The sequence below is a fragment of the Corynebacterium bovis DSM 20582 = CIP 54.80 genome, from assembly GCF_030408615.1.
GTDB classification, from domain to species: Bacteria; Actinomycetota; Actinomycetes; order Mycobacteriales; family Mycobacteriaceae; genus Corynebacterium; species Corynebacterium bovis.
This window is the reverse complement of sequence record NZ_CP047187.1, coordinates 1,577,210-1,602,314: the sequence shown is the minus strand read 5'-3', so window position 1 is coordinate 1,602,314 and position 25,105 is coordinate 1,577,210. Positions and strand designations below refer to the sequence as shown.

Annotated in this window: 27 protein-coding genes; 22 read left to right on the top strand and 5 right to left on the bottom strand. The window is 74.6% G+C overall.

All coding sequences use genetic code 11. The features are described 5' to 3' along the window. Nucleotides 1–40 precede the first annotated feature (40 nt). Nucleotides 41–694 carry an IMPACT family protein gene (locus tag CBOVI_RS06480; RefSeq protein WP_010272136.1) on the top strand — a complete coding sequence of 218 codons (654 nt, stop codon included), beginning with the start codon at nucleotides 41–43 and terminating at the stop codon, nucleotides 692–694. Further along, nucleotides 676–1,062 (top strand): RNA-binding S4 domain-containing protein, encoded by a 387-nt coding sequence (locus CBOVI_RS06475; protein WP_043362568.1) that lies wholly within the window; start codon nucleotides 676–678, stop codon nucleotides 1,060–1,062. The genes CBOVI_RS06480 and CBOVI_RS06475 overlap by 19 nt, the downstream gene beginning before the upstream one ends. On the opposite strand, the gene CBOVI_RS06470 is transcribed toward CBOVI_RS06475, so the two are convergent. Genes CBOVI_RS06470 through CBOVI_RS06455 form a run of 4 tightly spaced genes read right to left on the bottom strand, consistent with a single transcriptional unit; the run spans nucleotide 1,047 to nucleotide 4,126 of the window. Continuing rightward, nucleotides 1,047–2,057: a GTP pyrophosphokinase gene (locus CBOVI_RS06470; protein ID WP_010272131.1), complete on the bottom strand. Its 1,011-nt coding sequence runs from the start codon at nucleotides 2,055–2,057 to the stop codon at nucleotides 1,047–1,049. The genes CBOVI_RS06475 and CBOVI_RS06470 overlap by 16 nt on opposite strands. Before the next feature lie 10 nt (nucleotides 2,058–2,067). After that, a complete protein-coding gene (locus CBOVI_RS06465; RefSeq protein ID WP_125187456.1) occupies nucleotides 2,068–2,634 on the bottom strand; it encodes a hypothetical protein in 567 nt (188 codons plus the stop codon). A gap of 15 nt (nucleotides 2,635–2,649) precedes the next feature. Beyond that, nucleotides 2,650–3,462, bottom strand: coding sequence for a BRCT domain-containing protein (locus CBOVI_RS06460; protein WP_185741573.1), 813 nt, complete (start codon nucleotides 3,460–3,462; stop codon nucleotides 2,650–2,652). 49 nt (nucleotides 3,463–3,511) lie between these two features. After that, nucleotides 3,512–4,126, bottom strand: coding sequence for a TetR family transcriptional regulator (locus tag CBOVI_RS06455; protein ID WP_276330660.1), 615 nt, complete (start codon nucleotides 4,124–4,126; stop codon nucleotides 3,512–3,514). Nucleotides 4,127–4,304: 178 nt separating this feature from the next. Here CBOVI_RS06455 and CBOVI_RS06450 point away from each other — a divergent pair, with 178 nt between their 5' ends. Genes CBOVI_RS06450 through nadC form a run of 4 tightly spaced genes read left to right on the top strand, consistent with a single transcriptional unit; the run spans nucleotide 4,305 to nucleotide 7,600 of the window. Beyond that, complete coding sequence (locus CBOVI_RS06450) at nucleotides 4,305–4,967, top strand: Rv0361 family membrane protein (protein ID WP_232625896.1); 663 nt, start codon at nucleotides 4,305–4,307, stop codon at nucleotides 4,965–4,967. 37 nt (nucleotides 4,968–5,004) lie between these two features. After that, a complete protein-coding gene (locus CBOVI_RS06445) occupies nucleotides 5,005–5,616 on the top strand; it encodes a hypothetical protein (protein WP_125174499.1) in 612 nt (203 codons plus the stop codon). Then, nucleotides 5,613–6,677 (top strand): quinolinate synthase NadA, encoded by a 1,065-nt coding sequence (nadA, locus tag CBOVI_RS06440; RefSeq protein WP_010270339.1) that lies wholly within the window; start codon nucleotides 5,613–5,615, stop codon nucleotides 6,675–6,677. The genes CBOVI_RS06445 and nadA overlap by 4 nt, the downstream gene beginning before the upstream one ends. Continuing rightward, nucleotides 6,677–7,600 (top strand): carboxylating nicotinate-nucleotide diphosphorylase, encoded by a 924-nt coding sequence (nadC, locus tag CBOVI_RS06435; RefSeq protein WP_010270337.1) that lies wholly within the window; start codon nucleotides 6,677–6,679, stop codon nucleotides 7,598–7,600. Before nadA ends, nadC begins: the two co-directional genes overlap by 1 nt. On the opposite strand, the gene CBOVI_RS06430 is transcribed toward nadC, so the two are convergent. Beyond that, a complete protein-coding gene (locus CBOVI_RS06430) occupies nucleotides 7,592–9,160 on the bottom strand; it encodes a hypothetical protein (RefSeq protein ID WP_183273620.1) in 1,569 nt (522 codons plus the stop codon). The two genes, nadC and CBOVI_RS06430, sit on opposite strands and share 9 nt — an antisense overlap. 232 nt (nucleotides 9,161–9,392) lie before the next feature. Here CBOVI_RS06430 and hisD point away from each other — a divergent pair, with 232 nt between their 5' ends. The 16 genes from hisD to pyk are packed head-to-tail and all read left to right on the top strand — an operon-like array spanning nucleotide 9,393 to nucleotide 25,050. Next, nucleotides 9,393–10,733 (top strand): histidinol dehydrogenase, encoded by a 1,341-nt coding sequence (gene hisD, locus CBOVI_RS06425; RefSeq protein ID WP_029157688.1) that lies wholly within the window; start codon nucleotides 9,393–9,395, stop codon nucleotides 10,731–10,733. Then, a complete protein-coding gene (locus tag CBOVI_RS06420) occupies nucleotides 10,730–11,878 on the top strand; it encodes a histidinol-phosphate transaminase (RefSeq protein ID WP_010264800.1) in 1,149 nt (382 codons plus the stop codon). Before hisD ends, CBOVI_RS06420 begins: the two co-directional genes overlap by 4 nt. Further along, on the top strand, nucleotides 11,875–12,495 hold the full coding sequence (gene hisB, locus CBOVI_RS06415; RefSeq protein ID WP_010264804.1) for an imidazoleglycerol-phosphate dehydratase HisB: 621 nt from the start codon (nucleotides 11,875–11,877) through the stop codon (nucleotides 12,493–12,495). Before CBOVI_RS06420 ends, hisB begins: the two co-directional genes overlap by 4 nt. 35 nt (nucleotides 12,496–12,530) lie before the next feature. Then, a complete protein-coding gene (locus tag CBOVI_RS06410) occupies nucleotides 12,531–13,802 on the top strand; it encodes an MFS transporter (RefSeq protein ID WP_232625895.1) in 1,272 nt (423 codons plus the stop codon). 10 nt (nucleotides 13,803–13,812) lie between these two features. After that, complete coding sequence (hisH, locus tag CBOVI_RS06405; RefSeq protein ID WP_010264809.1) at nucleotides 13,813–14,484, top strand: imidazole glycerol phosphate synthase subunit HisH; 672 nt, start codon at nucleotides 13,813–13,815, stop codon at nucleotides 14,482–14,484. Between the two features lie 36 nt (nucleotides 14,485–14,520). Next, nucleotides 14,521–15,273: a bifunctional 1-(5-phosphoribosyl)-5-((5-phosphoribosylamino)methylideneamino)imidazole-4-carboxamide isomerase/phosphoribosylanthranilate isomerase PriA gene (gene priA / locus CBOVI_RS06400; protein WP_010264812.1), complete on the top strand. Its 753-nt coding sequence runs from the start codon at nucleotides 14,521–14,523 to the stop codon at nucleotides 15,271–15,273. Further along, entirely contained in the window at nucleotides 15,270–16,211 is a 942-nt protein-coding gene (locus CBOVI_RS06395) for an inositol monophosphatase family protein (protein ID WP_010264816.1), read from the top strand. Before priA ends, CBOVI_RS06395 begins: the two co-directional genes overlap by 4 nt. Further along, on the top strand, nucleotides 16,208–16,984 hold the full coding sequence (gene hisF / locus CBOVI_RS06390; protein WP_010264819.1) for an imidazole glycerol phosphate synthase subunit HisF: 777 nt from the start codon (nucleotides 16,208–16,210) through the stop codon (nucleotides 16,982–16,984). Before CBOVI_RS06395 ends, hisF begins: the two co-directional genes overlap by 4 nt. Beyond that, a complete protein-coding gene (hisI, locus tag CBOVI_RS06385; RefSeq protein ID WP_010264822.1) occupies nucleotides 16,981–17,343 on the top strand; it encodes a phosphoribosyl-AMP cyclohydrolase in 363 nt (120 codons plus the stop codon). The genes hisF and hisI overlap by 4 nt, the downstream gene beginning before the upstream one ends. 37 nt (nucleotides 17,344–17,380) lie before the next feature. Continuing rightward, a complete protein-coding gene (locus CBOVI_RS06380) occupies nucleotides 17,381–18,994 on the top strand; it encodes an anthranilate synthase component I (protein WP_010264827.1) in 1,614 nt (537 codons plus the stop codon). Then, a complete protein-coding gene (locus tag CBOVI_RS06375; protein ID WP_010264831.1) occupies nucleotides 18,991–19,737 on the top strand; it encodes a TIGR02234 family membrane protein in 747 nt (248 codons plus the stop codon). The genes CBOVI_RS06380 and CBOVI_RS06375 overlap by 4 nt, the downstream gene beginning before the upstream one ends. 57 nt (nucleotides 19,738–19,794) lie before the next feature. Continuing rightward, nucleotides 19,795–20,613: an indole-3-glycerol phosphate synthase TrpC gene (trpC, locus tag CBOVI_RS06370; protein ID WP_010264835.1), complete on the top strand. Its 819-nt coding sequence runs from the start codon at nucleotides 19,795–19,797 to the stop codon at nucleotides 20,611–20,613. A gap of 11 nt (nucleotides 20,614–20,624) precedes the next feature. After that, on the top strand, nucleotides 20,625–21,902 hold the full coding sequence (trpB, locus tag CBOVI_RS06365) for a tryptophan synthase subunit beta (protein ID WP_010264839.1): 1,278 nt from the start codon (nucleotides 20,625–20,627) through the stop codon (nucleotides 21,900–21,902). After that, nucleotides 21,902–22,711: a tryptophan synthase subunit alpha gene (gene trpA / locus CBOVI_RS06360; protein ID WP_010264843.1), complete on the top strand. Its 810-nt coding sequence runs from the start codon at nucleotides 21,902–21,904 to the stop codon at nucleotides 22,709–22,711. The genes trpB and trpA overlap by 1 nt, the downstream gene beginning before the upstream one ends. Nucleotides 22,712–22,713: 2 nt before the next feature. Then, nucleotides 22,714–23,601, top strand: coding sequence for a prolipoprotein diacylglyceryl transferase (lgt, locus tag CBOVI_RS06355; RefSeq protein WP_010264847.1), 888 nt, complete (start codon nucleotides 22,714–22,716; stop codon nucleotides 23,599–23,601). A 15-nt stretch (nucleotides 23,602–23,616) separates the two neighbouring features. Continuing rightward, nucleotides 23,617–25,050, top strand: coding sequence for a pyruvate kinase (pyk, locus tag CBOVI_RS06350; RefSeq protein ID WP_029157690.1), 1,434 nt, complete (start codon nucleotides 23,617–23,619; stop codon nucleotides 25,048–25,050). Nucleotides 25,051–25,105 lie beyond the last annotated feature (55 nt).

Below are 25,105 nucleotides of genomic sequence, written 5' to 3'. Positions count from 1 at the left end.
CGACGAGGGTACCGCCGGCCCGGGCGATACCCTGGACGGCATGGCCAGCCGCCCCGAGAGTCCCCCCGAGACCGCCTACCGCCGCCCCCGCCCCGGTCGGGTCCGCGCGGAGACGGAGGTCCGTCGCTCCCGCTTCATCGCCTTCGCCGAACGCGCCGCGACGGAGACCGACATGCGCCGCATCCTCGCGGAGATCCGCTCCGCGTTCCCCGACGCCCGCCACCACTGCTCGGCGTCCGTCATCCACGTCGACGGCGCCCGGCCCGTCGAACGCTCCTCCGACGACGGCGAGCCGGCCGGCACCGCCGGACAACCCATGCTGGAGGTCGTCCGGGGCGCGGGGCTGCTCGACGTCGTCGTGGTCGTCGTCCGCTACTTCGGCGGTGTGAAGCTCGGCACCGGCGGCCTCGTCCGCGCCTACCAGGACGCCACGCGGGCGGTCCTCGACGAGGTCGACGTCGTCACCCGCGTGCCCGCCGACCGCTGGGCCCTCACCGTCCCCCACGCCGACGCCGGCCGGGTCGAGGCCGGGCTGCGGGAGGCCGTCACCGTCGAGGACGTCGGCTACGGTCGCGAGGCGCGCATCGTCTTCGGGGTCCCCGCCGGGGAGGACCCGACGGGCGTCGTCTCCCGGGTGACGTCCGGACGGTGGGACCCCGAGTTCGTCGGGCGGGGATGGGAGGACCGGCCGTGACACGGATCGACGCATGGACGTGGGCCGTCCGGCTCTTCCGCACCCGCAGCCAGGCCGCCGAGGCGTGCCGGGCCGGGCACGTGAAGATCAACGGCGCGTCGGTGAAACCCGCCCAGCCGGTCGTCGTCGGCGACCGGGTCCGCGTGTGGGTCAACCACCGCGAGTACGACGTCGAGGTCACCCGCCTCATCGCCCGCCGGGTCGGGGCGCCCGTCGCCCGCGGATGCTACATCGACCACAGCCCGCCGCCCCCGCCGAAGGAGGTCCTCGCCACCGTGCCCCGGCGCGACCGGGGGGCCGGCCGCCCGACGAAACGGGAACGCCGCCAGCTCGACGCGTTGCGCGGCACCGGTCAGCGCGGCCGGTAGGTGCGCTGCCCCATCCGCTGCCACCGGTTGCCCAGCCGTCCCGGCCGCGAACTCGGGTCCTCGCCGATGTGCACCGTGCGCCGGATGTGCTCCCGGCCGTACGTGTGCAGGAGCAGGTCGTCGATGAACCGCACCTGGCCCGGGTGGAACGAGTACCGCATGGTGTCGCGGAGGGACTGCACGCGGGCCGGGGTGCACAGCGCCTCCAGCTCCCCGATGGTGGTGATGCCGTTCGCGGCGAGCATGTCGACGGCGAAACCGTAGTACTCCGCCCGTGACGTCGGGTACTCGCTGCCGAGGAGCATCGTCAGCACCCCGGGCAGCGTCTGCGTCGTCAGCTCGGCGTCGTCCGGCGAGCGGGTGCCGACCTCCAGCGCCGCGGCGATGTCGTCGAACTGCTGGTCGGCGAGCTCGATGAGCCCCGCGGCGAGCGTGAACGCGCGGTGGATCCGCGGGCTCAGCCCGGCCTGCGGGTTCTTGTAGCGGATGTCGTGCTCGAACTCCGCCCACGCGTGCTGGAGGACGGTGCGCAGCTGGACCTCGACGAGCCGGCCCGCGATGTCGGGCAGGGTCTCCTCCCGCACCCGCGCGATGACGTGCTGGGAGGCGTAGCCGAACTCGCCGGCCTGGGCCGTCTCCGACGCCTTGTCGACGACCCGGACGACGTCGAACATCGACCCGATGACGTCGAGGAGCTGCGGCAGGGCCGAGGAGTGGAACGTCGTGACCCGGATGCCGAGGATGTCGTGGGCCGAGGGGAAGTCCCGGTACTCCGGGTACGCGGGGTTCGCCAGCTTCGCCAGGTAACTGTGCCGGTCCTTGACCCGGACGGACACCTGGTCGAAGGCGATCCGGGCGTCCCGGAGCTCCTCGGCGACGAGCGACTGGAGGTCACGGGCGGCGGTCGGGTGACCCGCCAGCCAGCTGTCGAGGTCGTCGAGCGCAGCGTGGTCCCGGCTCTTCTGATCCCGGCTGTTCCGGTCTGAGGCAGACATGCGGACGATTTTAGGGGCAGGCCCCGTGGCGGGGTCGGGGCCGGGGTCGGGGCCAGGGGGTGTCCCGCACCGGAGCCGGGAAGTCGTCGACGACGGCCAGCGGACCGGCGGCGCCCGCGACCGGCGGCCGCACCGGCCACGGGTGGGCGAACAGCCGTCCGTCGGGGGCGGCCCACAGCAACGGCTCCGTGCCGAAGGCGGTGTCCAGGGCCGCGCGCAGCGGGGCGAGCAGCCCGGGGTGGGTGAGGAGGGACGACGCCGGGTACGCGTCGTCGACGACCGCGACCTCGGTGACGCCCGCCGCCCCGTCGAGGGTGCGCCGGCGCAGCGCCGACCCGTGCGCCGCCGTGAGGTCCGCGAGGTGGGCGAGCATGGCCCGGGCGGCGTCGTCCCACACGGTCCACGCGGAGGTCGCCCCCGTCGCCGGGAGGGTCACCGGCCGGCCCCCGGCGGTGACGACGGCGGCGAGGCCCGGGCACAACGGCACCGTCACCGGCGCGTCCGGGCGGAAGCAGTCGCCGGGGCCGGGGGTGCGCCGGTCGAGGACGATCATGAGGGGGGCGGTCGCGGGGTCCATACCTCCCTTAGACGCTCAGAAGGGCGCGTCGGTTCCCCTCACGTCGTCGATGGAGGGGCGGCGCTCCTCCCCCACCCGGTCGAGGAACTCGTCGAGGGTCCACAACGCGATGTCCTGACCACGGTCGATGTACTCGCGGGCCTTCTTCTCCTTCGACGTCACCGAGTCCCACCGGCCGAGGACGAGGATCGTCGTCTTCTTCGTCACGTTCTTGCCGACGGTCCCGCCCGCCGCGGCGATCATGTCCCAGATCTCGCCCTTCTCGTAGGGCGCGGTGTCCCCGGTGACGGTCACGTTCTCGCCGTGCACCGGGTTGTCGATGTCCGCGTCCGGGTTCGGCTCGGGGACCGTGTCCGGGGTGGCGACGCGCGCCCAGGGGGCCCGCCCGGACGGACGGGACGACGCCGCGGCCGGGTCCGTGGCCGGGGTGGGTGCGGCCGGGTCCGGGGCGGGGGCGGCCGGGTCCGGGGCGGGTGCCTCCGGTGCGGGTTCCCCGGCGGCCAGGTAGCCGCCCTGGAGACGGGTGAGGGCTGTCGTCACGGCGGTGAAACCGTCGGTGTCCCCGGGGTCGAGCCGGACGGTGTCCGGGTCGGTCGCGGCCTCGACGGCGCTGCGCGGGGGCCGGCTCGGCCGGTCCGTGAGGAGCTGGACCCAGCCGGCCGACGTCGACGTCGGCGCGTGGTGCCGCCATCCCCGCAGGTCACCGGCGGCGACGTGCAGCGTGCGGGGGAGCACCGTCGAGCCCATCGGGGTCCGCTCGACGGTGACGCCCTCGGCCGTGACCGTGACCGTCGCGCCGTGCGCGGGGAACGTGGATGCGGATGTCACTCGGGGTCCCTCCGGGGGTGTCTGACAGGGGCAGGTGTGCCCGCCCATGCTACCTGCGGGGGTCCCGGGCGGAGAGACCGGACAGGATGAGGTCCACGCCGGTGCGGAGGTCCCCGTCGCCGCCGGGGGCGGGGGACGTGCCCGCGGCCGCGGCGGCGCTCCGCGCGGCCTCGGCGTCCGTCGCGGCGGCGAGGACGAGCCGGGACAGGGCCCACCCGGCGGTGGCGAGCAGGTCCCGGGCCGCCGGGCTGTCGTCGAGGGCCCCGCCGAGGGACTCCGTGAGCAGCGCCGCCGGGTCGTGGGCGGTCGTGCCGGACGCGAGGGCCGCCGTGACGACCTCGGCCCCGTCGCGGACCGCGGTGAGCCGGTCGTGGAGGGTCGCGCAGAGGTCCCGGGCCCGGTCGCGCCAGTCGGGGAGGTCGGGGACGGTCACGTCGGCGAGGATGTCGTCCGCCACGCCGCCGAGGAGCGCCTGCTTGCTGGGGATGTGCCAGTACAGCGCGCCGGGGACGACGTCGAGGGACCGGGCGAGCCGGCGCATCGTGAGATCGGCGAGGCCGTAGTCGTCGAGGATCCCGCGCGCCGCCGTGAGGATGACCTCCCGGTTCAGCGCCGGCGCGGCACGGTCGGGCCCCGGGTCGGCGGGCGCGGCGGGGTCGGACACGGGACACAGTGTAGCGTGTGACCCGGTACCCACCTGTAACACTGACGGTGATTGCGTCGGTGGTGACGGTGACGACGGCAACGAGAGCAACGACGGCAACGACGGAAGGACGGGTGCGGACGTGAACGGTCGACGGGTGACAGGTCGGGGGCGCCTCGGCGCGGGGGCGGTGGCCCTGGTGACGCTTCTCGCGGTCGGTGCCTGCGGGTCCGACGACGGTGGGGACGGGGCGCAGGAGACGTCGGCGTCGGCGCCGGCGGCGGGCACGGCGTCGAGCCCGGCCCCGTCCTCGAGCGCGGCCCCGTCGTCGAGCCCCGCCCCGGAGCAGACCGCACCTGCACAGCCGGGGCAGCCGGGCCAGCCGGGCCAGCCTGCCGACCCGGCGGGCGAGGACGGCCCGCGGAGCCCCGCACCGGGCGAGCTGCCCATCGACGAGACCGTGCCCGTGGCCCCCGTCCCCGGGGCCCCGGCGGGCACCCCGGCCGGCGGGACGTCCGGGGAGGACGCCACGGCGATCGCGAACCTCGTCAACGGGCTCGGCGTCGACCGCCCGGCCTCGGAGTACACCCGGTACGTGTGGCAGCACACGTGCTCGAAGGACAACGACGCCTCCGGCGGGGCGGACGCGCTGCGCGAGCAGAGCGAGGCCTTCGTCGGACGCGGCCAGTGGGGTGACCTCGTGGGGCCGGACGTCCTGCCCCGCATCCGGGCCGTCAACGACGTCTCCGTCGACGGCGACCGCGCGACCGCCCAGGTCAGCGCCACGACGAACGGGCAGGACCAGGACCAGCGGATGACCTTCGCCCGCGAGGGCGGGCAGTGGACGTTCTGCACGCCGTGACCGGGGGCCACCGCGGCACCGGGTAGGGTGTCCGGTCATGGGAATCGCGCGACGCTCACGGCAGACGACACACGCTGAACGGACCCGGGTGCGGGGCGGCCTCGGCCGGGCCGCGCAGGTGCTCGTCGTCGCCCTCGTCGGCGACGTCGTCGCCGGCTGCCTGTGGGGGTGGCTGCGGCCGGTGACCCGGGTGGTCGTCTCGTCGAGCTACGGCGCCTCGCTCGACCCGGGGTCCGCCGACGCCGCCTTCGCCTCCTTCGCCTGGTACGTGTGCGTCGTCGGGGTCGTGGGCGTCGCGCTCGGGCTGTGGACCTTCCTCGCCGGGCGGGGGACGCGGGGCATCCCGATGATGGTGTGGGTCACCCTGTGCTCCGTCGCGGGGGCGTGGTGCTTCCTGCTGTTCGGGGAGGCCGTCGCCCGCCACGTCCACCCGGAGGGGTCGTCGCCCGGGCCGGGGCAGGTCCTCGCCCTCGTCGACGCCGTCGACGCCGGGCCGGGGCTCCTCGTCGCCGCGGCCGGGGCGCTCGTCGCCTACTGGCTGTGTGCGCTGCTCAGCACCGACGGGGCGTTCACCCGGCCGGTCCGGCGCGCGGCGACCGGAGGGGTGGTGGACGACGGCGGGGAAACAGAAACTACCATCACGGTATGAGCTTCTCCTCCACGACGACACCCACCGCCGCCCCTGACCCGCAGGGACCCAGCATCCGGCGGATCGACGGCCGCTGGGACGGGATCGAGGCCGACGCCGCGTGGCGACGGGAGGTCCGCGACCTCGCCGCCCGCCACAACGCGGTCATCCTCGCCCACAACTACGAACTCCCCGAGATCCAGGACATCGCCGACCACACGGGCGACTCCCTCGCGCTGTCCCGCATCGCCGCCTCCACCGACGCCGACGTCATCGTCTTCTGCGGCGTGCACTTCATGGCCGAGACGGCGAAGATCCTCTCCCCGGACAAGACGGTGCTCATCCCCGACGCCGACGCCGGGTGCTCCCTCGCCGACTCCCTCACCGCCGACCAGCTCGCCGAATGGAAGGCGGAGCACCCGGACGCGCTCGTCGTGAGCTACGTCAACACCACCGCCGCCGTGAAGGCGCTGACGGACATCTGCTGCACGAGCTCGAACGCGGTCGACGTCGTCCGGAGCCTCCCCGAGGACCGCGAGATCCTCTTCGGCCCCGACCAGTTCCTCGGCGCCCACGTCCGGCGGGTCACCGGCCGGGACACCATCCACGTGTGGGCGGGCGAGTGCCACGTCCACGCCGGCATCAGCGGCCGCGACCTCGCGCGCCGCGCCGAGGAGAACCCGGACGCCGAGCTGTTCATCCACCCCGAGTGCGGCTGCGCGAACTCCGCGATCTACCTCGCCGGGGAGGGCGTCGTCGACCCCGCCCGGGTCCACATGCTCTCCACGGGCGAGATGATCAGCTCCGCCCGGCAGGCCCGGCGCGACGGGCGCTCCACCGTGCTCGTCGCCACCGAGGTCGGGATGCTCCACCAGCTCCGGGGCGCGGCACCGGATGTCGAGTTCGCCGCGGTGAACGAGCGCGCCTCGTGCCCCTACATGAAGATGATCACCCCGGCCGCCCTCCTGCGCTGCCTCCGCGAGGGCCGCGACGAGGTCGACGTCGACCCCGGCACCGCGGCCGCCGCCCGCCGCGCGGTCGAGCGGATGATCGCCGTGGGCACCCCGGGGGCAGGGGAGTGATGGCGGTCGACCCCCGCTTCCCCGCGACCCCCGCCCTCCACGACCCCGCCCGCGTCCGCGAGGACCACCGCCGGCTCGCCGCGACGGCCCTCGCCGAGGACCTCGGAGACCCCGGCCCGCACGGGGCCCCGGCCGACCCGACCTCCGCCGCGGTGCCGGACGTGCACGTCACCGGCGACGTCGTCGTGCGCGAGGCCGGGGTGGTCAGCGGCCTCGACGCGGCGGCCGTCGTCGCCGAGCTCACCGGGGCGACGTTCACCCCCCTGTGCGCCGACGGCGACCCCGTGACCCCGGGCACGACCGTCGCCCGCATCGACGGCGACGCCGTGACCGTCCTGCGCACCGAACGCACGGCACTGAACATCCTGTCCCACGCCAGCGGGGTCGCGACGCGCACCGCCGCGTGGGTCGCCCCCGTGGCCGTACCCGGGGCGCGGGTCGCGGTGCGCGACACCCGCAAGACCCTGCCCGGGATGCGGCTGCTGCAGAAGCGGGCGGTCCTCCACGGCGGGGGCACGCCCCACCGGTACGGGCTCACCGACCAGGCGATGGTGAAGGACAACCACGTCCTCGCCGCCGGCGGGGTGCTCGAGGCGTGGCGGCGGGTGCGCGACGCCCACCCCGACGTGTGGTGCGAGGTGGAGGTCGACGACCTCGACCAGCTGCGGGACGTCCTCGCCCACGGCCCCCGGCAGGTGCTGCTCGACAACTTCGACGTCGCCGACACGCGGCGCGCCGTCGCCGAACGCGACCGCCTGTGCCCCTCCTGCCTCCTCGAGTCCTCCGGCGGGCTCACCCTCGACCGGGCCGCCGACTACGCGGCCTGCGGGATCGACTCGGTCGCGGTGGGCGAGCTCACCCACAGCGTCCGGGCGCTCGACATCGGCCTCGACCTGCGGCCCGTCGACCCGGCGTCACGCTGACCGGCGGTCCCGCACCTCACGCCACGCCCGGCGCGCCGGGTCGTCCGCGGTGAGCCCGAGCGCGTCGAGGTGCGCCGCCGCCTCCGCCAGCGCCCGGTCGCACGCCGCTGGGTCCCCGGACGCGAGGTGGAGGTCCGCCGCGGCCGTCCACGCCGTCGCCGCACCACCGTGGTCGCCGGCGGCCGCGAACCCCGTCGCCGCGTCCTCCGCACAGCTGAGGGCGAGGGCCGTGTCCCCGGCCGCGTGCCACACGACGGCCATGTCGTCGTTCCAGTCGGCGAGGTGCCACCGGCGCGTCTCGTCGTCCGGGGCACCCGGGCCGGCGTCGGTGAGCAGCCGCCGCGACCGGTCCATGAGGGACAGTGCGAGCTCGACGGCCGCCTCCGCCGCCGCGGCGTCCCCGAACGGCCGGTGGCGGGAGGGCGCGGTGACGAGGCCGCGGGCGGCCGCCCGCAGCGACTGGGCGGCCTCGGTGCGGTGGCCCGCGCGTTCCCGGGACTCCGCCTGGCGTTCGAGGAGCCGGGCGACCTCGGTCACCGCGCCGAGTTCCGTGCCGGCGAGCGCGGCGACCGAGTAGCACGCGGAGGTCCGCAGGACGTCGGGGGTGAGCTCCGACCACTCCGCGACCCACCGGGCGGTCCGCCACGCCGTGGCGTAGCGCCCCGTCTCGACGGCCGCGCGGGCGAGGACGGCGTGGAGATTGAGCACCCCGGGGCTGACCGGGGCGTCCGTGGTCGCCGCGGCGTAGCGCGAGGCGAGGTCGAACGCCCGGGCGTACTCGCCGTGGGCGTTGAGGAGCTGGCAGACGAGCTCGACCCGGTGCAGGCCGACCAGCGGCGCGCCGAGGTCGAGGGCGATGCACGCGCACCGCCCCCAGTGGCGCACCGTCCGGGCGTCGTCCCCGGCGAGCATGGCGAAGACGCCGAGGAGCTCCCGCGCCTCGTACTCCCGGGTCGGGTCCGACGCGCGGTCGGCCACGGTGGTGGCCAGCGCGACGGCCCCGTCGACGTCCCCGGCGTCGTGGAGTTCCGGGGCGCGCAGGAGGGCGGCGTCCCCCGCGTCGGGCACGGCGAGCCGGCGCGCCTCGGCGAGGACCGACGCCGCGAGGTCCGGGGCCTCCGTCCGCGCGCACGAGTACGCCGTGACGGCGGCGAGGGACGAGGTCGCGCAGGGGGAGGGGCGGCGGCCGAGCCGGTCGAGCACGTCGACGAGCAGCTCCCGGACGTCGGGGAGGGCCACGGTCGCCCCGGCGTCCCCGTCCGCGGCGTGGAGGCACAGCTGCGCCCGGGCGAGGACGGCGGTCGCCGCGGACCCCCGCGCGTCGGCCCACCCGGCGAGGTCGAGCAGGGCCGTGACGGCCTCGTCGCGCAGGTCGAGCTGGTCGGCGGCCGTGGCCCGGAGCAGGAGCGCCTCGCCCCGCCGGTCGTCCGCCCCCGGCTCCGGCAGCGGGTCGACCCAGTGCGCGAGCCCGTAGCGGGTGACGGCGCGCCACACCGCGGCGTGGTCCCCGCGCGCCGTCGCGGACGCCGAGGCCGCGAGGAGCCCGTCGAGTGCCGTCACGCGAAACCCCCTGACCGACTGGAGAAGAACCTGGTGCGCACTCCGGGTGCGCATTCACGGTGGGCGGACCCCCGTGGCTAGAATCGACCTGTTCCCGGCCGGTCCGGCGTCGGGCGTGCGCCCGACCCGGTCCGCCGGTGCGGATCAACCCGTCAGGGTACCTCACCGGTGACCGGCCGGACCCACCAGCAGACCCCGAGAGGGACGAACCCGTGAGGAGCTGATCCGCCACATGTTGACGCGACTGGACCTGAGGGGGTCCCACCCATCCACGGCCGAGCTGCGGAGGCTCCTTCCCCGGGGCGGGACGGACATCGACTCGGTGACCCCGACGGTCGCCCCGATCGTCGACGCGGTGCGCGCGCGGGGTGCCGCCGCGGCGCTGGAGTACGGCGCCCGGTTCGACGGCTGCACGCCCCCCTCCGCGCCGTCGGTGCGGGTCCCGCGGGACGTCGTCGACGCCGCGGTGGACACGCTCGACCCGGCGGTCGTCGCCGCCCTGCGCGACGCGGTCGGCCGGGTGCGGGCGTTCCACTCCGCCCAGGTGCCGACCGACACCCGCGTCGAGGTCGCGCCCGGCGGGGTCGTCACGGAGCGGTGGATCCCGGTCCGCCGCGTCGGCCTGTACGTCCCCGGCGGCCAGGCCGTCTACCCGTCGTCGGTCGTCATGAACGCCGTGCCCGCGCAGGAGGCCGGCGTCGAGCAGCTCGTCGTCGCCTCGCCCCCGCAGGCGGACAACGACGGCTGGCCGCACCCGACCGTCCTCGCCGCGTGCTCGATCCTCGGGGTCGACGAGGTGTGGGCGGTCGGCGGCGCCCAGGCCGTCGCGCTGCTCGCCCACGGCGGCGCGCCGGGGGAGGAGGAGCTCGAGCCGGTCGACATGGTCACCGGCCCGGGCAACGTCTACGTCACCGCGGCGAAGCGGCTGTGCCGGGGGACCGTCGGCATCGACGCCGAGGCGGGGCCGACGGAGATCGCCGTCCTCGCCGACGCCACCGCCGACCCGGTCGCCGTGGCCTACGACCTCATCAGCCAGGCGGAGCACGACGTCATGGCCGCGTCGGTGCTCATCACCGACAGTGAGGAGCTCGCCGACGCCGTGGACCGCGAGGTCGCGGCCCGCCACGGCCGGACGCTCAACGCCGACCGCGTCCGCGAGGCGCTGACCGGCCCGCAGTCGGGGATCGTCCTCGTCGACGACACCGACGCCGCCGTGCGCGTCGCCGACGCCTACGCGGCGGAGCACCTGGAGGTCCAGACCGCCGACGCGCGGGCCGTCGCCGCCCGGGTGACGAACGCGGGGGCGGTCTTCGTCGGACCCTATTCGCCCGTGCCGCTCGGCGACTACGCCGCGGGGTCGAACCACGTGCTGCCGACGAGCGGGTCGGCGCGCCACTCCTCGGGGCTGTCGACGCACACGTTCCTGCGGTCCGTCCACGTCGTCGACTACGACCGGGACGCCCTCGCGGCCGTCGCGGACACGGTGACGACGCTGGCCGCCGCCGAGCGCCTGCCCGCCCACGGCGAGGCCGTGCGCGCCCGCTTCGCGGGAACCGGGGAGGGGGACCGGTGAGCACCGACGACACCCGCCTCACCGTCGCCGACCTGCCCGTCCGGGAGGAGTTCCGGGGGGCCAGCGCCTACGGCGCCCCGCAGCTCGACGTGCGGTACCGGCTGAACACGAACGAGAACCCGTACCCGCCGTCGGACGCGCTCGTCGAGGACCTCGTCACGGAGGTCCGCCGGCTCGGGTCCGGCCTCAACCGCTACCCGGACCGGGACGCGACCGCCCTGCGCGCCGACCTCGCCGCGTACGTCACCCGGCAGACGGGCGTGCCCGTCGACGCCGCGGGGGTGTGGGCGGCCAACGGGTCGAACGAGATCCTCCAGCAGCTCCTCCAGGTCTTCGGCGGACCGGGCCGCACCGCCCTCGGCTTCACGCCGAGCTACTCGATGCACCCGGTGCTCGCCGCCGGGACGGGGACGCGCTTCGTGGAGTGCCCGCGCGACCCGGCGCGGGACTTCGCGGTGGACGTCGACGCGGCGCTCGCCGCCGTCGCCCGGCACCGGCCGGACATCGTCTTCGTCACGACGCCGAACAACCCCACGGGCGGGGCGACCTCCCTCGACGACCTGCGGCGGATCATCGCCGCCGCGCCCGGGGTCGTCATCGTCGACGAGGCCTACGCGGAGTTCGCCTCCGGTCCGAGCGCGTGCACGCTGCTCGCGGAGTTCCCCCGGTCCCTCGTCGTCTCCCGGACGATGTCGAAGGCCTTCGACTACGCGGGCGGCCGGCTGGGCTACTTCGTCGCCGACCCGGCGTTCGTCGAGGCCGTCGCCCTCGTCCGCCTGCCGTACCACCTGTCGACCCTGTCGCAGGCCGCCGCGCGGGTGGCGCTGCGCCACGCGGACGAGACCCTCGCCACCGTCGACGTGCTGCGCCGGGAGCGGGACCGGGTCGCGGCCGGGCTGCGGGAGGCGGGGCTCCACGTCGTGCCGTCGTCGTCGAACTTCCTCCTCTTCGGGCGGTTCGCCGACGCCCGGGCGGCGTGGGAGGACCTCCTCGGGCAGGGCATCCTCGTCCGCGACGTCGGGGTCGAGGGGTACCTGCGGGTCACGGTGGGCACGCCGGAGGAGAACGACGCCTTCCTCGCCGCGGCCGCCGGGTCGGGCGGTAGACTCGCCGGGTCAGGACCCGAGGGACAGGAGCAGGCATGACGGACGCCACGACGGACGGACGGCGCAGGGTCACCCGGACGCGGACGACCCGCGAGTCGGACATCAGCGTCACCATCGACCTCGACGGCACGGGGGTGACGGACATCGACACCGGCGTGCCGTTCTTCGACCACATGCTCACGGCGTTCGGCGCCCACGGTGCGTTCGACCTCACGGTCCACGCGACCGGGGACACGCACATCGACGCCCACCACACGGTGGAGGACACCGCGATCGTCCTCGGCGGGGCGTTCGGGGAGGCCCTCGGGGACAAGGCCGGGATCCGACGCTTCGGCGACGCCTTCGTCCCCATGGACGAGGCCCTGGCCCACGCGGCGGTCGACGTGTCCGGCCGGCCGTACCACGTCAGCACCGGCGAGCCGGACACGCTGCTCACGACGGTCATCGGCGGGCACTACGCGACGGTCATCAACCGGCACTTCTTCGAGACCCTCGCGCTCAACGCCCGGATCGCCCTCCACGTCCGCTGCCTCTACGGGCGCGACCCGCACCACATCACCGAGGCCGAGTTCAAGGCCACGGCCCGCGCGCTGCGGGCGGCCGTCGAACCGGACGGCCGGGTGACCGGGGTACCGTCGACGAAGGGTACGCTCTAGGCCCGGAGACACGACCGACGGAAGGGGAGGTGCGCGTGCTGCGCAGGGGACTGGACCGCTCGGAGCTCGACCGGATCGGCTCGGTGTGGCAGGCCCCGGGGTTCGTCGCGACGCTCGTGTCGGTGTTCTGCGCCTTCGGCGGGTGGGCGCTGCTCATGCCCGTCGTCCCGCTCGAGGTCATCCGCGCCGGGGGGAGCGACGGGGCCGCCGGGCTGGCGACCGGGGCGTTCATGGCGTCGACGGTCCTCACCCAGGCGGTGACGCCCCGGGTCCTCCGGCGCGTCGGCTACTTCCCCGTCATGTGCGGGGCGGGGCTGTTCCTCGGGCTGCCGGCGCTCGTCCACCTCCTGTCGCTCGACCCGGTGACGGTGCTCGTCGTCGCCGTGGTGCGCGGGGTGGGGTTCGGGTCGGTCACCGTGGCGGAGTCCGCGCTGCTCGCCGAGCTCGTCCCCGCGCGGCTGCTCGGCCGGTCGAGCGGGATCTTCGGCGCGGTCATCGGCGTGGCGGAGCTCGTGGGGTTCCCGCTCGGAGTGCAGCTCGGCGGGGCCGTGTGGGTCGTCGCCGCGGCGGTGTCGGTGGTCGGCGCGGTCGCCGCGCTGTGGGTGCCGCTCATCCGGCCGGCGCCGCGGGAGACCGCCGCGGAGGCGGCCGACCGCGGGGCGGTGCCGACGTGGCACCTCGTCGCGGTCCCCGCGTTCGGCATGTGCACGATCGCGATGGGTTTCGGTGCGTTGTCGACGTTCACCGCGCCGGCGGTCGGGCGGATCGACCCGGTCGCGGCGACGACGGTCGCGGGGGTGACCCTCTCCGTCATCGGCGCGGCGCAGCTGGGCATGCGGCTCGTGAGCGGCTGGTGGGCCGACCGGGTCGGCGAGCCCGGGCACCTGGCCCCGTACGGCCAGGCGGCCGGGGTGCTGGGGCTCGTCGTCGTCGCGGGCACGCTGGCCACGGGGCCGCACGGGGCGGTGCTCGTCGCGTGCGTGCTCGTCGCCGCCGTGCTCTTCGGCGGGGGATTCGGCGTGCTGCAGACGGACTCGCTGCTCATGATGTTCCACCGGCTCCCGGCGGCGAAGGTGTCGGAGGCGTCGGCGGTGTGGAACATGTCCTTCGACTCGGGCACGGGGATCGGCGCCGTCGTCCTCGGGGCGGTGGTCTCCCTGGCGGGGTACCCGGGCGGGTTCCTCGCGGCGGCGGTGCTCGTCGCGACGGGCGGCGTCGCCCTCGTCCTCGACCGGGTGCTGGGCCGGCACCGGATGCGCCGGGCACGGCCGACCCCCGATCTGCCGGAGCGGCACGGGTCACAGTAGAATCCCGCACATGTCCGCGCCACAGTCGCCACCGTCACCGTCGCCCACCGTCGCCCTGCTCGACTACGGCTCCGGCAACGTCCGGTCCGCGCACCGGGCGCTCGAACGGGCCGGTGCCGACGTCACGGTCACGGCCGACCCGGACACGGTCCTCGCCGCCGACGGGTTGTTCGTGCCGGGCGTCGGGGCGTTCGCCGCGTGCATGGAGGGGCTGCGGGCGGTCCACGGCGACCGGCTCATCGGCCAGCGGCTCGCCGGCGGCCGCCCGGTGTTCGGCGTGTGCGTCGGGATGCAGGTCCTCTTCGAGCGCGGGGTGGAGTTCGGCGAGGACGCCGCCGGGTGCGGCGAGTGGCCGGGAACGGTCGAGAGGCTCGACGCCGACGTCCTGCCGCACATGGGCTGGAACACCCTCGACGTCCCCGCGGGCTCACGGATGTTCGCCGGCCTCGCGCCGGACGACCGGGTCTACTTCGTCCACGGGTTCGGGGTGCGCCGCTGGGAGCTCGTGACGAACGGGCGCACCGAGGCGCCGCTGGTCACGTGGTCGGAGTACGGCCGCAGCCGGTTCGTCGCCGCGGTGGAGAACGGCCCGTTGTGGGCGACGCAGTTCCACCCGGAGAAGTCCGGCGACGTCGGCGCGGCCGTCCTGCGCAACTGGCTCCGTGAGCTGCACGGTCGCTGACCCACCCCCACCTCCCGAGACGATAGGATACGTCCCATGACACTCACTCTCCTCCCCGCCGTTGACGTCGCCGAAGGCCGGGCGGTCCGGCTCGTCCAGGGTGCCGCCGGCAGTGAGACCGCCTACGGTGCCCCGCTCGACGCCGCCCTGGAGTGGCAGAACGACGGGGCGGAGTGGATCCATCTCGTCGACCTCGACGCCGCCTTCGGCCGCGGGAGCAACTTCGAGCTCCTCGCCGACGTCGTCGGCCGCCTCGACGTCGACGTCGAGCTGTCCGGCGGGATCCGGGACGACGCCTCCCTCGAGCGGGCGCTGTCGACCGGCTGCCGCCGGGTGAACATCGGCACGGCGGCGCTGGAGGACCCGGAGTGGTGCGAGCGGGTCATCGCGCGGTACGGCGACCGCGTCGCCGTCGGGCTCGACACCCGGGAGGTCGACGGCGAGTGGCGGCTCCGCGGCCGGGGCTGGGTCTCGGACGGGGGCGACCTGTGGGAGGTGCTCGAGCGGCTCGACGCGCAGGGCTGCTCCCGCTTCGTCGTCACCGACGTCAGCCGGGACGGGATGCTCAGCGGGCCGAACATCGACCTGCTCCGCGACGTCGCCGCGGCGACCGACGCCCCGGTCGTCGCGTCGGGCGGGATCGCGGGGCTCGACGACATCCGGGCGCTCGCGGCCGTCGTCGACGAGGGCGTGGACTCCGCGATCGTCGGCAAGGCGCTGTACGCCGGCCGCTTCACGTTGCGTGAGGCGCTCGCCGCCGCGCGCGGGGACGGCGGTGAGGACCGGTGACCGACACCGCTGACCTCGACACCCGCGCCCTGCTCGCCATCGCCGAGGCGGCGGTCGACGAGGCGGAGACGACGTTCTCCGCGGCCGTCGGCGCCGACCCGGACGTCATCAAGAGCCCGGGGGACTTCGCCACCGAGGCGGACCTCGACGTCGAACGGCAGCTGCGGACCCTGCTCACCCGCTACACCGGCCTGCCCGTCCACGGGGAGGAGTTCGGGACGGTCCGGCCGGGCGCGGAGCCCACGGAGTGGAACCCGACCGACGACATGGCCGACGGGCTCGACGGCCCCCGCCGCCGCGCGAACGACGCCGAACTGCCGGAGACGACGTGGGTCGTCGACCCCATCGACGGCACCGCGAACTACGCCGTCGGCAACCCGTTCTGCTGCATCCTCGTCTCGCTCGTCCACCGGGGCGAGGCGCTCGTCGCCGTGGCGGAGATGCCGCTGCTCGGCAAGCGGATCACGGCCCGGAAGGGGCACGGCCTGTTCGTCGACGGCCACCCTGCCCGCCCCATGCCCCCGTCGGACCCGGGGGTCACCCAGATCAGCTTCGGGTCGATCCTCTCCCAGCGCCGGGGCAACCTGCCGATCTCCTACCGGCAGGACATGCTCAACGAGATCGGGCGGTCGTACCCGCGGATGCGGGTCACCGGGTCGGTCGGCATCGACCTGGCGTTCACGGCGGCCGGGATCTTCGGCGGGACCGTGACCTTCAGCCCGAACCTGTGGGACAACTGCGCGGGCATCCTCATGGTCCGGGAGGCCGGGGGCGTCGCGACGGACTTCGCCGGCAACCCGTGGCGTCCCGGGGTCTCCGGCCTCGTCGCGGGCGAGCCCGAGGTGCACGCGACGTTGCTCGAGCACATCCGGAACGTCCCCATCGGGACCGCTGCGCGGACCGCGCAGGAGATCATGGAGAGAGGGGGCATCGCGTGAGTCTCGCCGTCCGGGTCATCCCCTGCCTCGACGTCGACGGCGGGCGCGTCGTCAAGGGTGTGAACTTCACCGGTCTCCGGGACGCCGGGGACCCGGTCGAGCTCGCCGCGCGCTACGACGCCGACGGGGCCGACGAACTGACCTTCCTCGACGTCTCCGCGTCGACGGAGGGCCGCGGGACGATGCTCGACGTCGTCCGGCGCACGGCCGACCAGGTCTTCATCCCCCTCACCGTCGGCGGGGGTGTGCGGTCGGCCGAGGACGTCGACGCCCTCCTCCGCGCCGGTGCCGACAAGGTCTCGGTGAACTCCGCGGCCGTCGCCCGCCCGGAGCTCCTGTCGGAGCTGTCCCGGCGGTTCGGCGCGCAGTGCGTCGTCCTGTCCGTCGACGCCCGCCGGGTGCCCGCCGGCGGCGACCCGCAACCCTCCGGTTTCGAGGTGACGACGCACGGCGGGACGCGGTCGGCGGGGCTCGACGCGGTCGAGTGGGCCCGCCGGGGCGAGGAGCTGGGCGTCGGGGAGATCCTCCTCAACTCGATGGACGGTGACGGCACGCGGCAGGGCTTCGACCTCGAGCTCATCCGCGCGGTCCGCGCGGCGGTGACCGTCCCCGTCATCGCGTCGGGCGGGGCGGGCGAGGCCGCCCACATGCCGCCCGCCGTCGCCGCCGGTGCGGACGCGGTGCTCGCGGCGTCGATCCTCCACTTCGGGGACACGACCGTCGGCGAGATCAAGGACGCGATGGCGCAGGCGGGTCTCGAGGTGCGGCGGTGAGCGGGACGACCGACCCGGCCGCCTACGACCTCGACCCGGAGATCGCCGCGCGCGTGCGGTTCACGGCCGACGGCCTCGTCCCCGCGGTCGTGCAGGAGTACGCGACGGGGGACGTGCTCATGATGGCGTGGATGGACGAGCACGCGCTCGCCCACACCCTCGCCACCCGGCGGGGGACGTACTGGTCCCGGTCCCGCGGCGAGTACTGGGTCAAGGGCCTGACCAGCGGTCACACCCAGGCCGTCCGCGAGGTGCGCCTGGACTGCGACGGGGACACCGTGCTGCTCCGCGTCGACCAGACCGGCGGGGCCTGCCACACGGGGGACCACACGTGTTTCGACGCCGACCGGCTGCTCTGAGCCGGCCGGTCCCACCTCTCCACGAAAGGAGCCCGCGATGACCCGCGACCAGCACCCGGAGGCCGACAGCGGCGTGACGACGGACCGGGAGACGTTCCGGAGGCTCGCGCGCCACCACCGCGTCGTCCCCGTCGTCCGCACCGTCCTCGCGGACGGGGAGACGGCCCTCAGCGCGTACACCTCCCTCGCCGCGGACCGGCCCGGGACGTTCCTGCTCGAGTCCGCCCCGAACGGGCAGTCGTGGTCGCGGTACTCCTTCATCGGCGCGGGCTCCCGGGCGGCGCTCGTCGCCGAGGGGTCGGTGACCCGGTGGACCGGGGAGCCGCCGGTCGACGTGCCGGACGGCCTCCCGCCGCTGGAGGCGGTCCGCGCGACCCTCGCGGCGCTGCACACCGCCCCCGTGGAGGGGATGCCGCCGCTGACCTCCGGGCTCGTCGGCTACATGGGCCACGACATCGTCCGGTCCCTCGAGGACCTGCCGGACACGTGCGAGGACGACCTCGGCGTGCCGGACATGGTCCAGCTCCTCGTCGACCGCATGGCGGTCGTCGACCACCACGAGGGCACGATCCACCTCATCGCCTCGGCGGTGAACCGGAACAACACGGACGAGGGTGTCGACCGGGCGTACGACGAGGCCGTCGCCGCCCTCGACGACATGGCCGCCCTGCTCTCCCGACCGTCGCCGCTGGAGATCACGACGTTCGACCGGCCGACCCCGCAGCCGCGCCGCCAGCGCACGCGGGCCGACCACATGGAGCGGATCGAGCGGTGCCGGGAGCACATCCGGGCGGGCGACGCCTTCCAGATCGTCCTGTCGCAGCGCTTCGAGATGGACACCGACGTGCCCGGCACGGACATCTACCGGATGCTGCGGGTGTCCAACCCGAGCCCGTACATGTACATCCTCAACATCCCGGACGACTCGTTCTCGACGACGGCGTTCCAGATCATCGGCAGCTCCCCGGAGTCGCTCGTCGCGGTGAAGGACCGGCGGGTGACGACGTTCCCCATCGCGGGCTCGCGTCCGCGCGGCCGCAGCTACGAGGAGGACCAGCTGCTGGAGAAGGAGCTCCGCGGGGACGCCAAGGAGAACTCCGAGCACCTCATGCTCGTCGACCTCGGGCGCAACGACCTCGGGCGGGTGTGCGACCCGGGGACCGTCGAGGTCAACGACTTCCGGCACGTCGAGCGCTACAGCGCGATCATGCACCTCGTGTCGGAGGTCACCGGCCGGCTGTCGGAGGGTCGGACGGCGGTCGACGCGTTCGCCGCGACGTTCCCGGCGGGCACGCTCTCCGGGGCGCCGAAGCCCTCGGCGCTCGCGATCATCGACCGCCTCGAGGACACCCGGCGCGGGGTCTACGGCGGCACGGTGGGCTACTTCGACTTCAGCGGCAACACCGACCAGGCCATCGCGATCCGCACGGGGGTGTACCGGGGAGGTACGGTGTACGTCCAGGCGGGCGGCGGCATCGTCGCCGACTCCGACCCGGAGGCCGAGGACGACGAGACGCAGGCCAAGGCGGCGGCCGTCCTCCGCGCGGTCGCGGCGGCGGAGACGATGCGGCCCGCGGCACCCGGCGGGGCCGGCAGGCACCGCGCGGCGGACGACGACGGCAGGGCCGACACGGACGGAGACAGTGAATGAGCGCGACACCAGCGGAGACCGGACGACGTCGACCGGGCGGGCGGGCGACGGCACTGATCCTCGCCGTCGTCAGCGCGGCGGTGCTCTGGGGGGCGGGGCGGCTGACGTGGGTCACCGCCGTCGTCGAGGACGACAAGTCGGGCGGGACGGTCAAGGACGTCGTCGGGGCGGTGTACCACCCGGCGGTCACGCCGTTGGCCCTGGCGATCCTCGCCGCGATGATCCTCAGCTGGGCCACGGGGCCGCGGGTCCGCCGGGTCCTCGGTGTCGTCGCCGCGGCGTTGGCGGCCCTCGCCGCGCTGCCCCCGGTGATGCTGCTCACCGGCGGCGTCGACCTCGAGCGGACGCGCCGCCTGCTGTCGTCGGGGGCGGCGACGCAGAAGCAGTCGGCCCCCGACCAGATCTCCGACTGGGCGCAGGTGAGCTCCGCCGAGGTGCACCACCTGCCGGTGGCGTTGGCGATCCTCGCCGCGGCGGTGGGCGTCGTCGGCGGGATCCTGCTCATGATGCGGCCGGGGACCGTGTCCGCCGGGCACTCCCGGTACGAGACGCCGGAGGCGCGCCGGCAGGCGGTGGAGGAGGACCTCGAGGCCAACCCGCGGTCGGGACGGGTGCTGTGGGACGCGCTGGACGCCGGCGTCGACCCGACGGACCGTGACCCCGACGACGGCACCGCGACCGGCACCGGGACCGGCACGGCGACCGGCACGGACCCGGAGGGGGACGGGCCGATTGCACGGTGACGGGGCCGGGCTATTAATGTCTGACAGGTCACCGTCACCGTTCCTGAGGAGCCACCCATGGCGACAGTTCTCGACGAGATCATCGCCGGCGTCCTGGAGGACACCGCCGAGCGCGAGGCCGAGACCCCGTACCGGGAGATCAAGGCGAGGTCGCTCGACGTGCCCGCCCCCCTCGACGCCCGTGCCGCACTGAGCGGCCCCAATGTCAGTGTCATCGCCGAGGTGAAGCGGGCCAGCCCGTCGAAGGGGCACCTCGCCGACATCCCCGAGCCCGACGTCCTCGCCCGGGCGTACGCCGCCAACGGCGCGGCCGTCATCAGCTGCCTCACCGAGCAGCGGCGGTTCCACGGCTCCCTCGCGGACCTCGACGCGGTCCGGGCGGCCGTGGACGTCCCGGTCCTCCGCAAGGACTTCATGGTCACCCCGTACCAGATCCACGAGGCCCGCGCGCACGGCGCCGACATGATCCTGCTCATCGTCGCCGCCCTCGACCAGGACCGCCTGGAGTCCCTCCTCGACCGCACCGAGTCGCTCGGCATGACCGCGCTCGTCGAGGTGCACACGGTGGAGGAGGCCGAGCGGGCCGTCGCCGCGGGGGCGAAGGTCATCGGGGTCAACGCCCGCAACCTCAAGACCCTCGAGGTCGACAACGACGTCTTCACCCGGATCGCCCCGCACCTGCCGGCGGACACCGTCAAGGTCGCGGAGTCCGGGGTGCGGGACAAGCGGGACCTCATCGCCTACGCGGCCGCCGGGGCCGACGCCGTGCTCGTCGGGGAGGGGCTCGTCACCGCGTCGAGTCCGGGGCAGGCCTGCCGGTCGCTCGTCGTCGCGGGCGGGCACCCGTCCTGTCCCCGCTCGGAGGACGTCCAGTAGAGTGGCCGGGTGTGAATACCCACAGCATCCCGAGCGCCGGTGAGACCCTGGCCGTCCCGACGGCCCACGACTGCGACGACCACGGTCACTGGGGGGAGTACGGGGGGCGGTACATCCCCGAGGGCCTCATGGCCGTCATCGAGGACATCACCGACGCCTGGGCGAAGGCGAAGGCCGACCCCGCGTACCTCGAGCGGCTGGACGACCTCCACCGCACGTACACCGGCCGGCCGTCCCCGCTGTACCGGGCCGACCGCTTCTCCGCCGAGGTCGGGGCGACGGTCTACCTCAAGCGGGAGGACCTCAACCACACCGGCTCCCACAAGATCAACAACGTCCTCGGGCAGGTGCTCCTCGCGCAGCGGATGGGCAAGCGCCGCGTCATCGCCGAGACGGGGGCGGGCCAGCACGGCGTCGCGACGGCCACGGCCTGCGCGCTGCTCGGTATCGGGTGCCGCATCTACATGGGGGAGGTCGACGCCACGCGTCAGGCGTTGAACATCGCGCGGATGCGTCTCCTCGGGGCGGAGGTCGTCGTCGTCGACATCGGGTCGCGCACCCTCAAGGACGCGATCAACGAGGCGATGCGCTACTGGGTGGCCCACGAGGACGACACCTACTACTGCTTCGGGACGGCCGCCGGCCCGCACCCCTTCCCGCAGATGGTGCGTGACCTGCAGCGGGTCATCGGGGCGGAGGCCCGGCAGCAGATCCTCGAGCAGGAGGGCCGGCTCCCGGACGCCGTCGTCGCGTGCGTCGGTGGCGGGTCGAACGCCATCGGCCTGTTCCACCGCTTCATCACGGACGAGTCCGTCGCCCTCGTCGGCGCGGAGGCCGCCGGTGACGGGGTGGAGACCGGACGGCACGCCGCGCCGATCACCGTGGGGCGCAAGGGCGTGTTCCAGGGCGCGTACTCCGACCTCATGCAGGACGAGGACGGCCAGATCACGGACTCCCACTCCATCTCGGCGGGCCTGGACTACCCGGGCGTCGGGCCGGAGCACTCCGCCCTCGCGGCCGAGGGGAGGGCCGAGTACCTCGCCGTCACGGACACCGAGGCGATGGAGGCCTTCCGCACCCTCAGCCTCACCGAGGGCATCATCCCGGCCATCGAGTCCGCCCACGCCGTCGCCGCGGCCCGGACGGTCGCGGCGCAGTTCGCCGACGGCACCCGGACGGCGGCGGGGGAGAAGCCGGTCATCATCGTGAACCTGTCCGGCCGGGGGGACAAGGACGTCGACACCGCCGCCCGGTGGTTCGACATGACCCCGAAGGAGGACAACGCCTGATGGCGACGACCAGGAGCAGCGGCCGGCTCGCCGGGATCTTCCGCGCGGCGACCGACGAGGGGCGGGCCGCGTTCGTCGGCTACCTGCCCGCCGGGTACCCGACGGTCGACCGGTCCGTCGACCTCATGACGACCCTCGCGGCGCACGCGGACCTCATCGAGGTCGGCATCCCGTTCACCGACCCGATGATGGACGGGCCGACGATCCAGGAGGCCGCCGACACCGCGCTCGGCAACGGCTTCCGCGTCGCCGACACCGTCGACGTCGTCCGCCGGGTCACCGCGGCGGGTGGCCGGTGCGTCATCATGACGTACTGGAACCCCGTGCTGCAGTACGGCCCGGAGCGGCTCGCGCGGGAGATCGCGGAGGCCGGGGCCCTGGGGTCGATCATCCCGGACCTCCCGCCGGAGGAGGCGGGCCGCTGGGCCGCCGCCTGCGCGGACAACGACCTCGACCCCGTGTACCTCGTCGCCCCGTCGACGACGCCCGAGCGGCTGGAGACGATCGTCGCCGCCGGCGGCGGGTTCATCTACGCGGCCTCGCACATGGGGGTCACGGGCGCGCGGGACTCCGTCCCCGGCGGTGCCCGTGAGCTCGTCGAGCGGGTCCGCGCGGTCACCGACCTGCCCGTCGCCGTCGGCATCGGGGTGAGCACCGGCGCGCAGGCGGCGGAGATCGCCGCCTACGCCGACGGGGTCATCGTCGGCTCGGCCCTCATCCGCGCGGCCGCCGACGGGCCCGAGGGCCTCGACAGCCTGGCGCGGGACCTCCACGACGGGGTGCGCTCCGGCACCCGGCCGGGGAGCTGACCGTGACGGCCGTCGCGGCAGCGCCGCTCCACGCCACGATCCCGTCGCCGCCGCAGGGGGTGTGGACCCTCGGGCCGCTGCCGGTGCGGGCGTACGCGGTGTGCATCCTCATCGGCATCGTCGTCGCCGTCGCGTGGACCGTGCGGCGGTACGTCGCCCGCGGCGGGTCGGCCGAGACCGTCATCGACGCCGCGGTCGCCGCCGTCCCCGCCGGCATCGTCGGCGGGCGGGTCTACCACGTCATCACCGACCACGAGAAGTACTTCGGTCCCGGCCGGGACTGGGTCGACGTGGTGAAGATCACGAACGGCGGTCTGGGCATCTGGGGTGCCGTCGTCGCCGGCGGCCTCGCGGTGTGGGCGGTGCTCGCGTGGAAGCGGCTGCCCCTCGCGCCGTTCGCCGACGCCGTCGCCCCGCCGATCCTCCTCGCCCAGGCCGTCGGCCGGTTGGGGAACTGGTTCAACCAGGAGCTGTACGGCGGCCCGTCGTCGTCCCCGTGGGCGCTGGAGATCTACCGCCGGGTGACCGACACCGGCGCGGTGGACCAGATGAACGGCCACTCGACGGGGCAGGTCATCGCCACCGTGCAGCCGACGTTCCTCTACGAGATCGTGTGGAACGTCGCCGTCGTGCTCCTCCTCGTGTGGGCGGACCGGCGGTTCCGCATGGGCGGGGGACGCGTGTTCATGCTCTACGTCGCGGGGTACACGTTCGGCCGGTTCTTCATCGAGCTCATCCGGTCCGACCCGGCGACGACGGTCCTCGGCGGGGTGCGGATCAACAACGTCACCTCGGCCGTGGTCTTCGTCGTGGCCGTCGTGCTCCTCGTCCTCACCCGGGGCCGGCGGCGCGAGAGCCCGGCTGAGGTGGCGGGGGCCGCGCGACCCTGAGTACGCTCGGGAGTCGTGAACAGACGAACCAAGATTGTATGCACGCTCGGCCCGGCGGTGGCCTCCAAGGAGAACATCCGGGGGCTCGTCGACGCCGGGATGAACGTCGCCCGGCTCAACTTCTCCCACGGTGACCACGCCGACCACGAGCAGAACTACCGCTGGGTCCGCGAGGCCTCCGAGGAGACGGGGACGGCCGTGGGCATCCTCGCCGACCTCCAGGGCCCGAAGATCCGCCTCGGCCGGTTCGTCGACGGTGCGACGGTCTGGGAGACCGGTGAGACCGTCCGCATCACCGTCGAGGACGTCAAGGGCACGCACGACCGGGTCTCGACGACGTACAAGGGCCTCGCCCGCGACGCCCGCCCCGGGGACCGGCTGCTCGTCGACGACGGCAAGGTCGGCCTCGTCTGCCGGGAGGTCGACGGCGACGACGTCGTCTGCGAGGTCGTCGAGGGCGGCCCGGTGTCGAACAACAAGGGCGTGTCCCTGCCGGGGATGAACATCTCCGTGCCGGCGCTGTCCGAGAAGGACATCGACGACCTCCGCTTCGCCCTCAACCTCGGGGTCGACTTCATCGCCCTGTCCTTCGTCCGCTCGCCCGCGGACGTCGAGCTCGTCCACGAGGTCATGGACGAGGTCGGGCGCCGCGTCCCGGTCATCGCGAAGCTGGAGAAGCCGGAGGCCGTCGACGCGCTCGAGCCGATCATCCTCGCCTTCGACGCCGTCATGGTCGCCCGCGGCGACCTCGGCGTCGAGGTGCCGCTCGAGGAGGTGCCGCTCGTCCAGAAGCGCGCGGTGCAGATCGCCCGCGAGAACGCCAAGCCGGTCATCGTCGCGACCCAGATGCTCGACTCGATGATCGAGAACTCCCGCCCGACCCGCGCGGAGGCCTCCGACGTCGCCAACGCCGTCCTCGACGGTGCCGACGCGGTGATGCTCTCCGGGGAGACGTCCGTCGGCAAGCACCCGGTGACCACCGTCGAGACGATGGCGCGGATCGTCACCGCCGCCGAGATCGACGGCGAGGTCCCGCCCCTGTCGCACATGCCGCGGACGAAGCGCGGCGTCATCTCCTACGCGGCGAAGGACATCGGCGAGCGGCTCAACGCCCGCGCCCTCGTCGCGTTCACGTCCTCCGGTGACACGGCCAAGCGCGTCGCGCGGCTGCGCTCCCGCCTGCCGCTGCTCGTCTTCACGCCGCACCCGGAGGTCCGGTCGCAGCTGTCGCTCACGTGGGGTGCCGAGACGTACCTCACCGAGACGGTCGACACGACCGACGCCATCATCTCCGAGGTCGACCGCGTGCTCCTCGACGAGGGCCGGTTCCGGCGGGACGACATGATGGTCGTCGTCGCCGGCACCCCGCCCGGGATCCAGGGCAACACGAACATGATCCACGTGCACCTGCTCGGGGAGGACACGACCGCCCCGTCGACCGGGAACTGATCCCGGGGGGACGGGGCCGGAGGGCCGGGGCCGGGCGTTTCAGCCCGCCCCGGGG

What these genes read in the sequence shown, in the direction of transcription:
- nadC (WP_010270337.1), top strand. Translation starts at nt 6,677, where the DNA reads ATGGCGGTCGACCCCCGCTTCCCCGCGACCCCCGCCCTCCACGACCCC.
- hisH (WP_010264809.1), top strand. Translation starts at nt 13,813, where the DNA reads ATGTCCGCGCCACAGTCGCCACCGTCACCGTCGCCCACCGTCGCCCTG.
- hisB (WP_010264804.1), top strand. Translation starts at nt 11,875, where the DNA reads ATGACGGACGCCACGACGGACGGACGGCGCAGGGTCACCCGGACGCGG.
- CBOVI_RS06465 (WP_125187456.1), bottom strand. Translation starts at nt 2,634, where the DNA reads ATGGACCCCGCGACCGCCCCCCTCATGATCGTCCTCGACCGGCGCACC.
- CBOVI_RS06445 (WP_125174499.1), top strand. Translation starts at nt 5,005, where the DNA reads ATGGGAATCGCGCGACGCTCACGGCAGACGACACACGCTGAACGGACC.
- CBOVI_RS06480 (WP_010272136.1), top strand. Translation starts at nt 41, where the DNA reads ATGGCCAGCCGCCCCGAGAGTCCCCCCGAGACCGCCTACCGCCGCCCC.
- hisD (WP_029157688.1), top strand. Translation starts at nt 9,393, where the DNA reads ATGTTGACGCGACTGGACCTGAGGGGGTCCCACCCATCCACGGCCGAG.
- CBOVI_RS06380 (WP_010264827.1), top strand. Translation starts at nt 17,381, where the DNA reads ATGACCCGCGACCAGCACCCGGAGGCCGACAGCGGCGTGACGACGGAC.
- priA (WP_010264812.1), top strand. Translation starts at nt 14,521, where the DNA reads ATGACACTCACTCTCCTCCCCGCCGTTGACGTCGCCGAAGGCCGGGCG.
- CBOVI_RS06470 (WP_010272131.1), bottom strand. Translation starts at nt 2,057, where the DNA reads ATGTCTGCCTCAGACCGGAACAGCCGGGATCAGAAGAGCCGGGACCAC.
- trpA (WP_010264843.1), top strand. Translation starts at nt 21,902, where the DNA reads ATGGCGACGACCAGGAGCAGCGGCCGGCTCGCCGGGATCTTCCGCGCG.
- trpC (WP_010264835.1), top strand. Translation starts at nt 19,795, where the DNA reads ATGGCGACAGTTCTCGACGAGATCATCGCCGGCGTCCTGGAGGACACC.
- CBOVI_RS06475 (WP_043362568.1), top strand. Translation starts at nt 676, where the DNA reads ATGGGAGGACCGGCCGTGACACGGATCGACGCATGGACGTGGGCCGTC.
- CBOVI_RS06375 (WP_010264831.1), top strand. Translation starts at nt 18,991, where the DNA reads ATGAGCGCGACACCAGCGGAGACCGGACGACGTCGACCGGGCGGGCGG.
- nadA (WP_010270339.1), top strand. Translation starts at nt 5,613, where the DNA reads ATGAGCTTCTCCTCCACGACGACACCCACCGCCGCCCCTGACCCGCAG.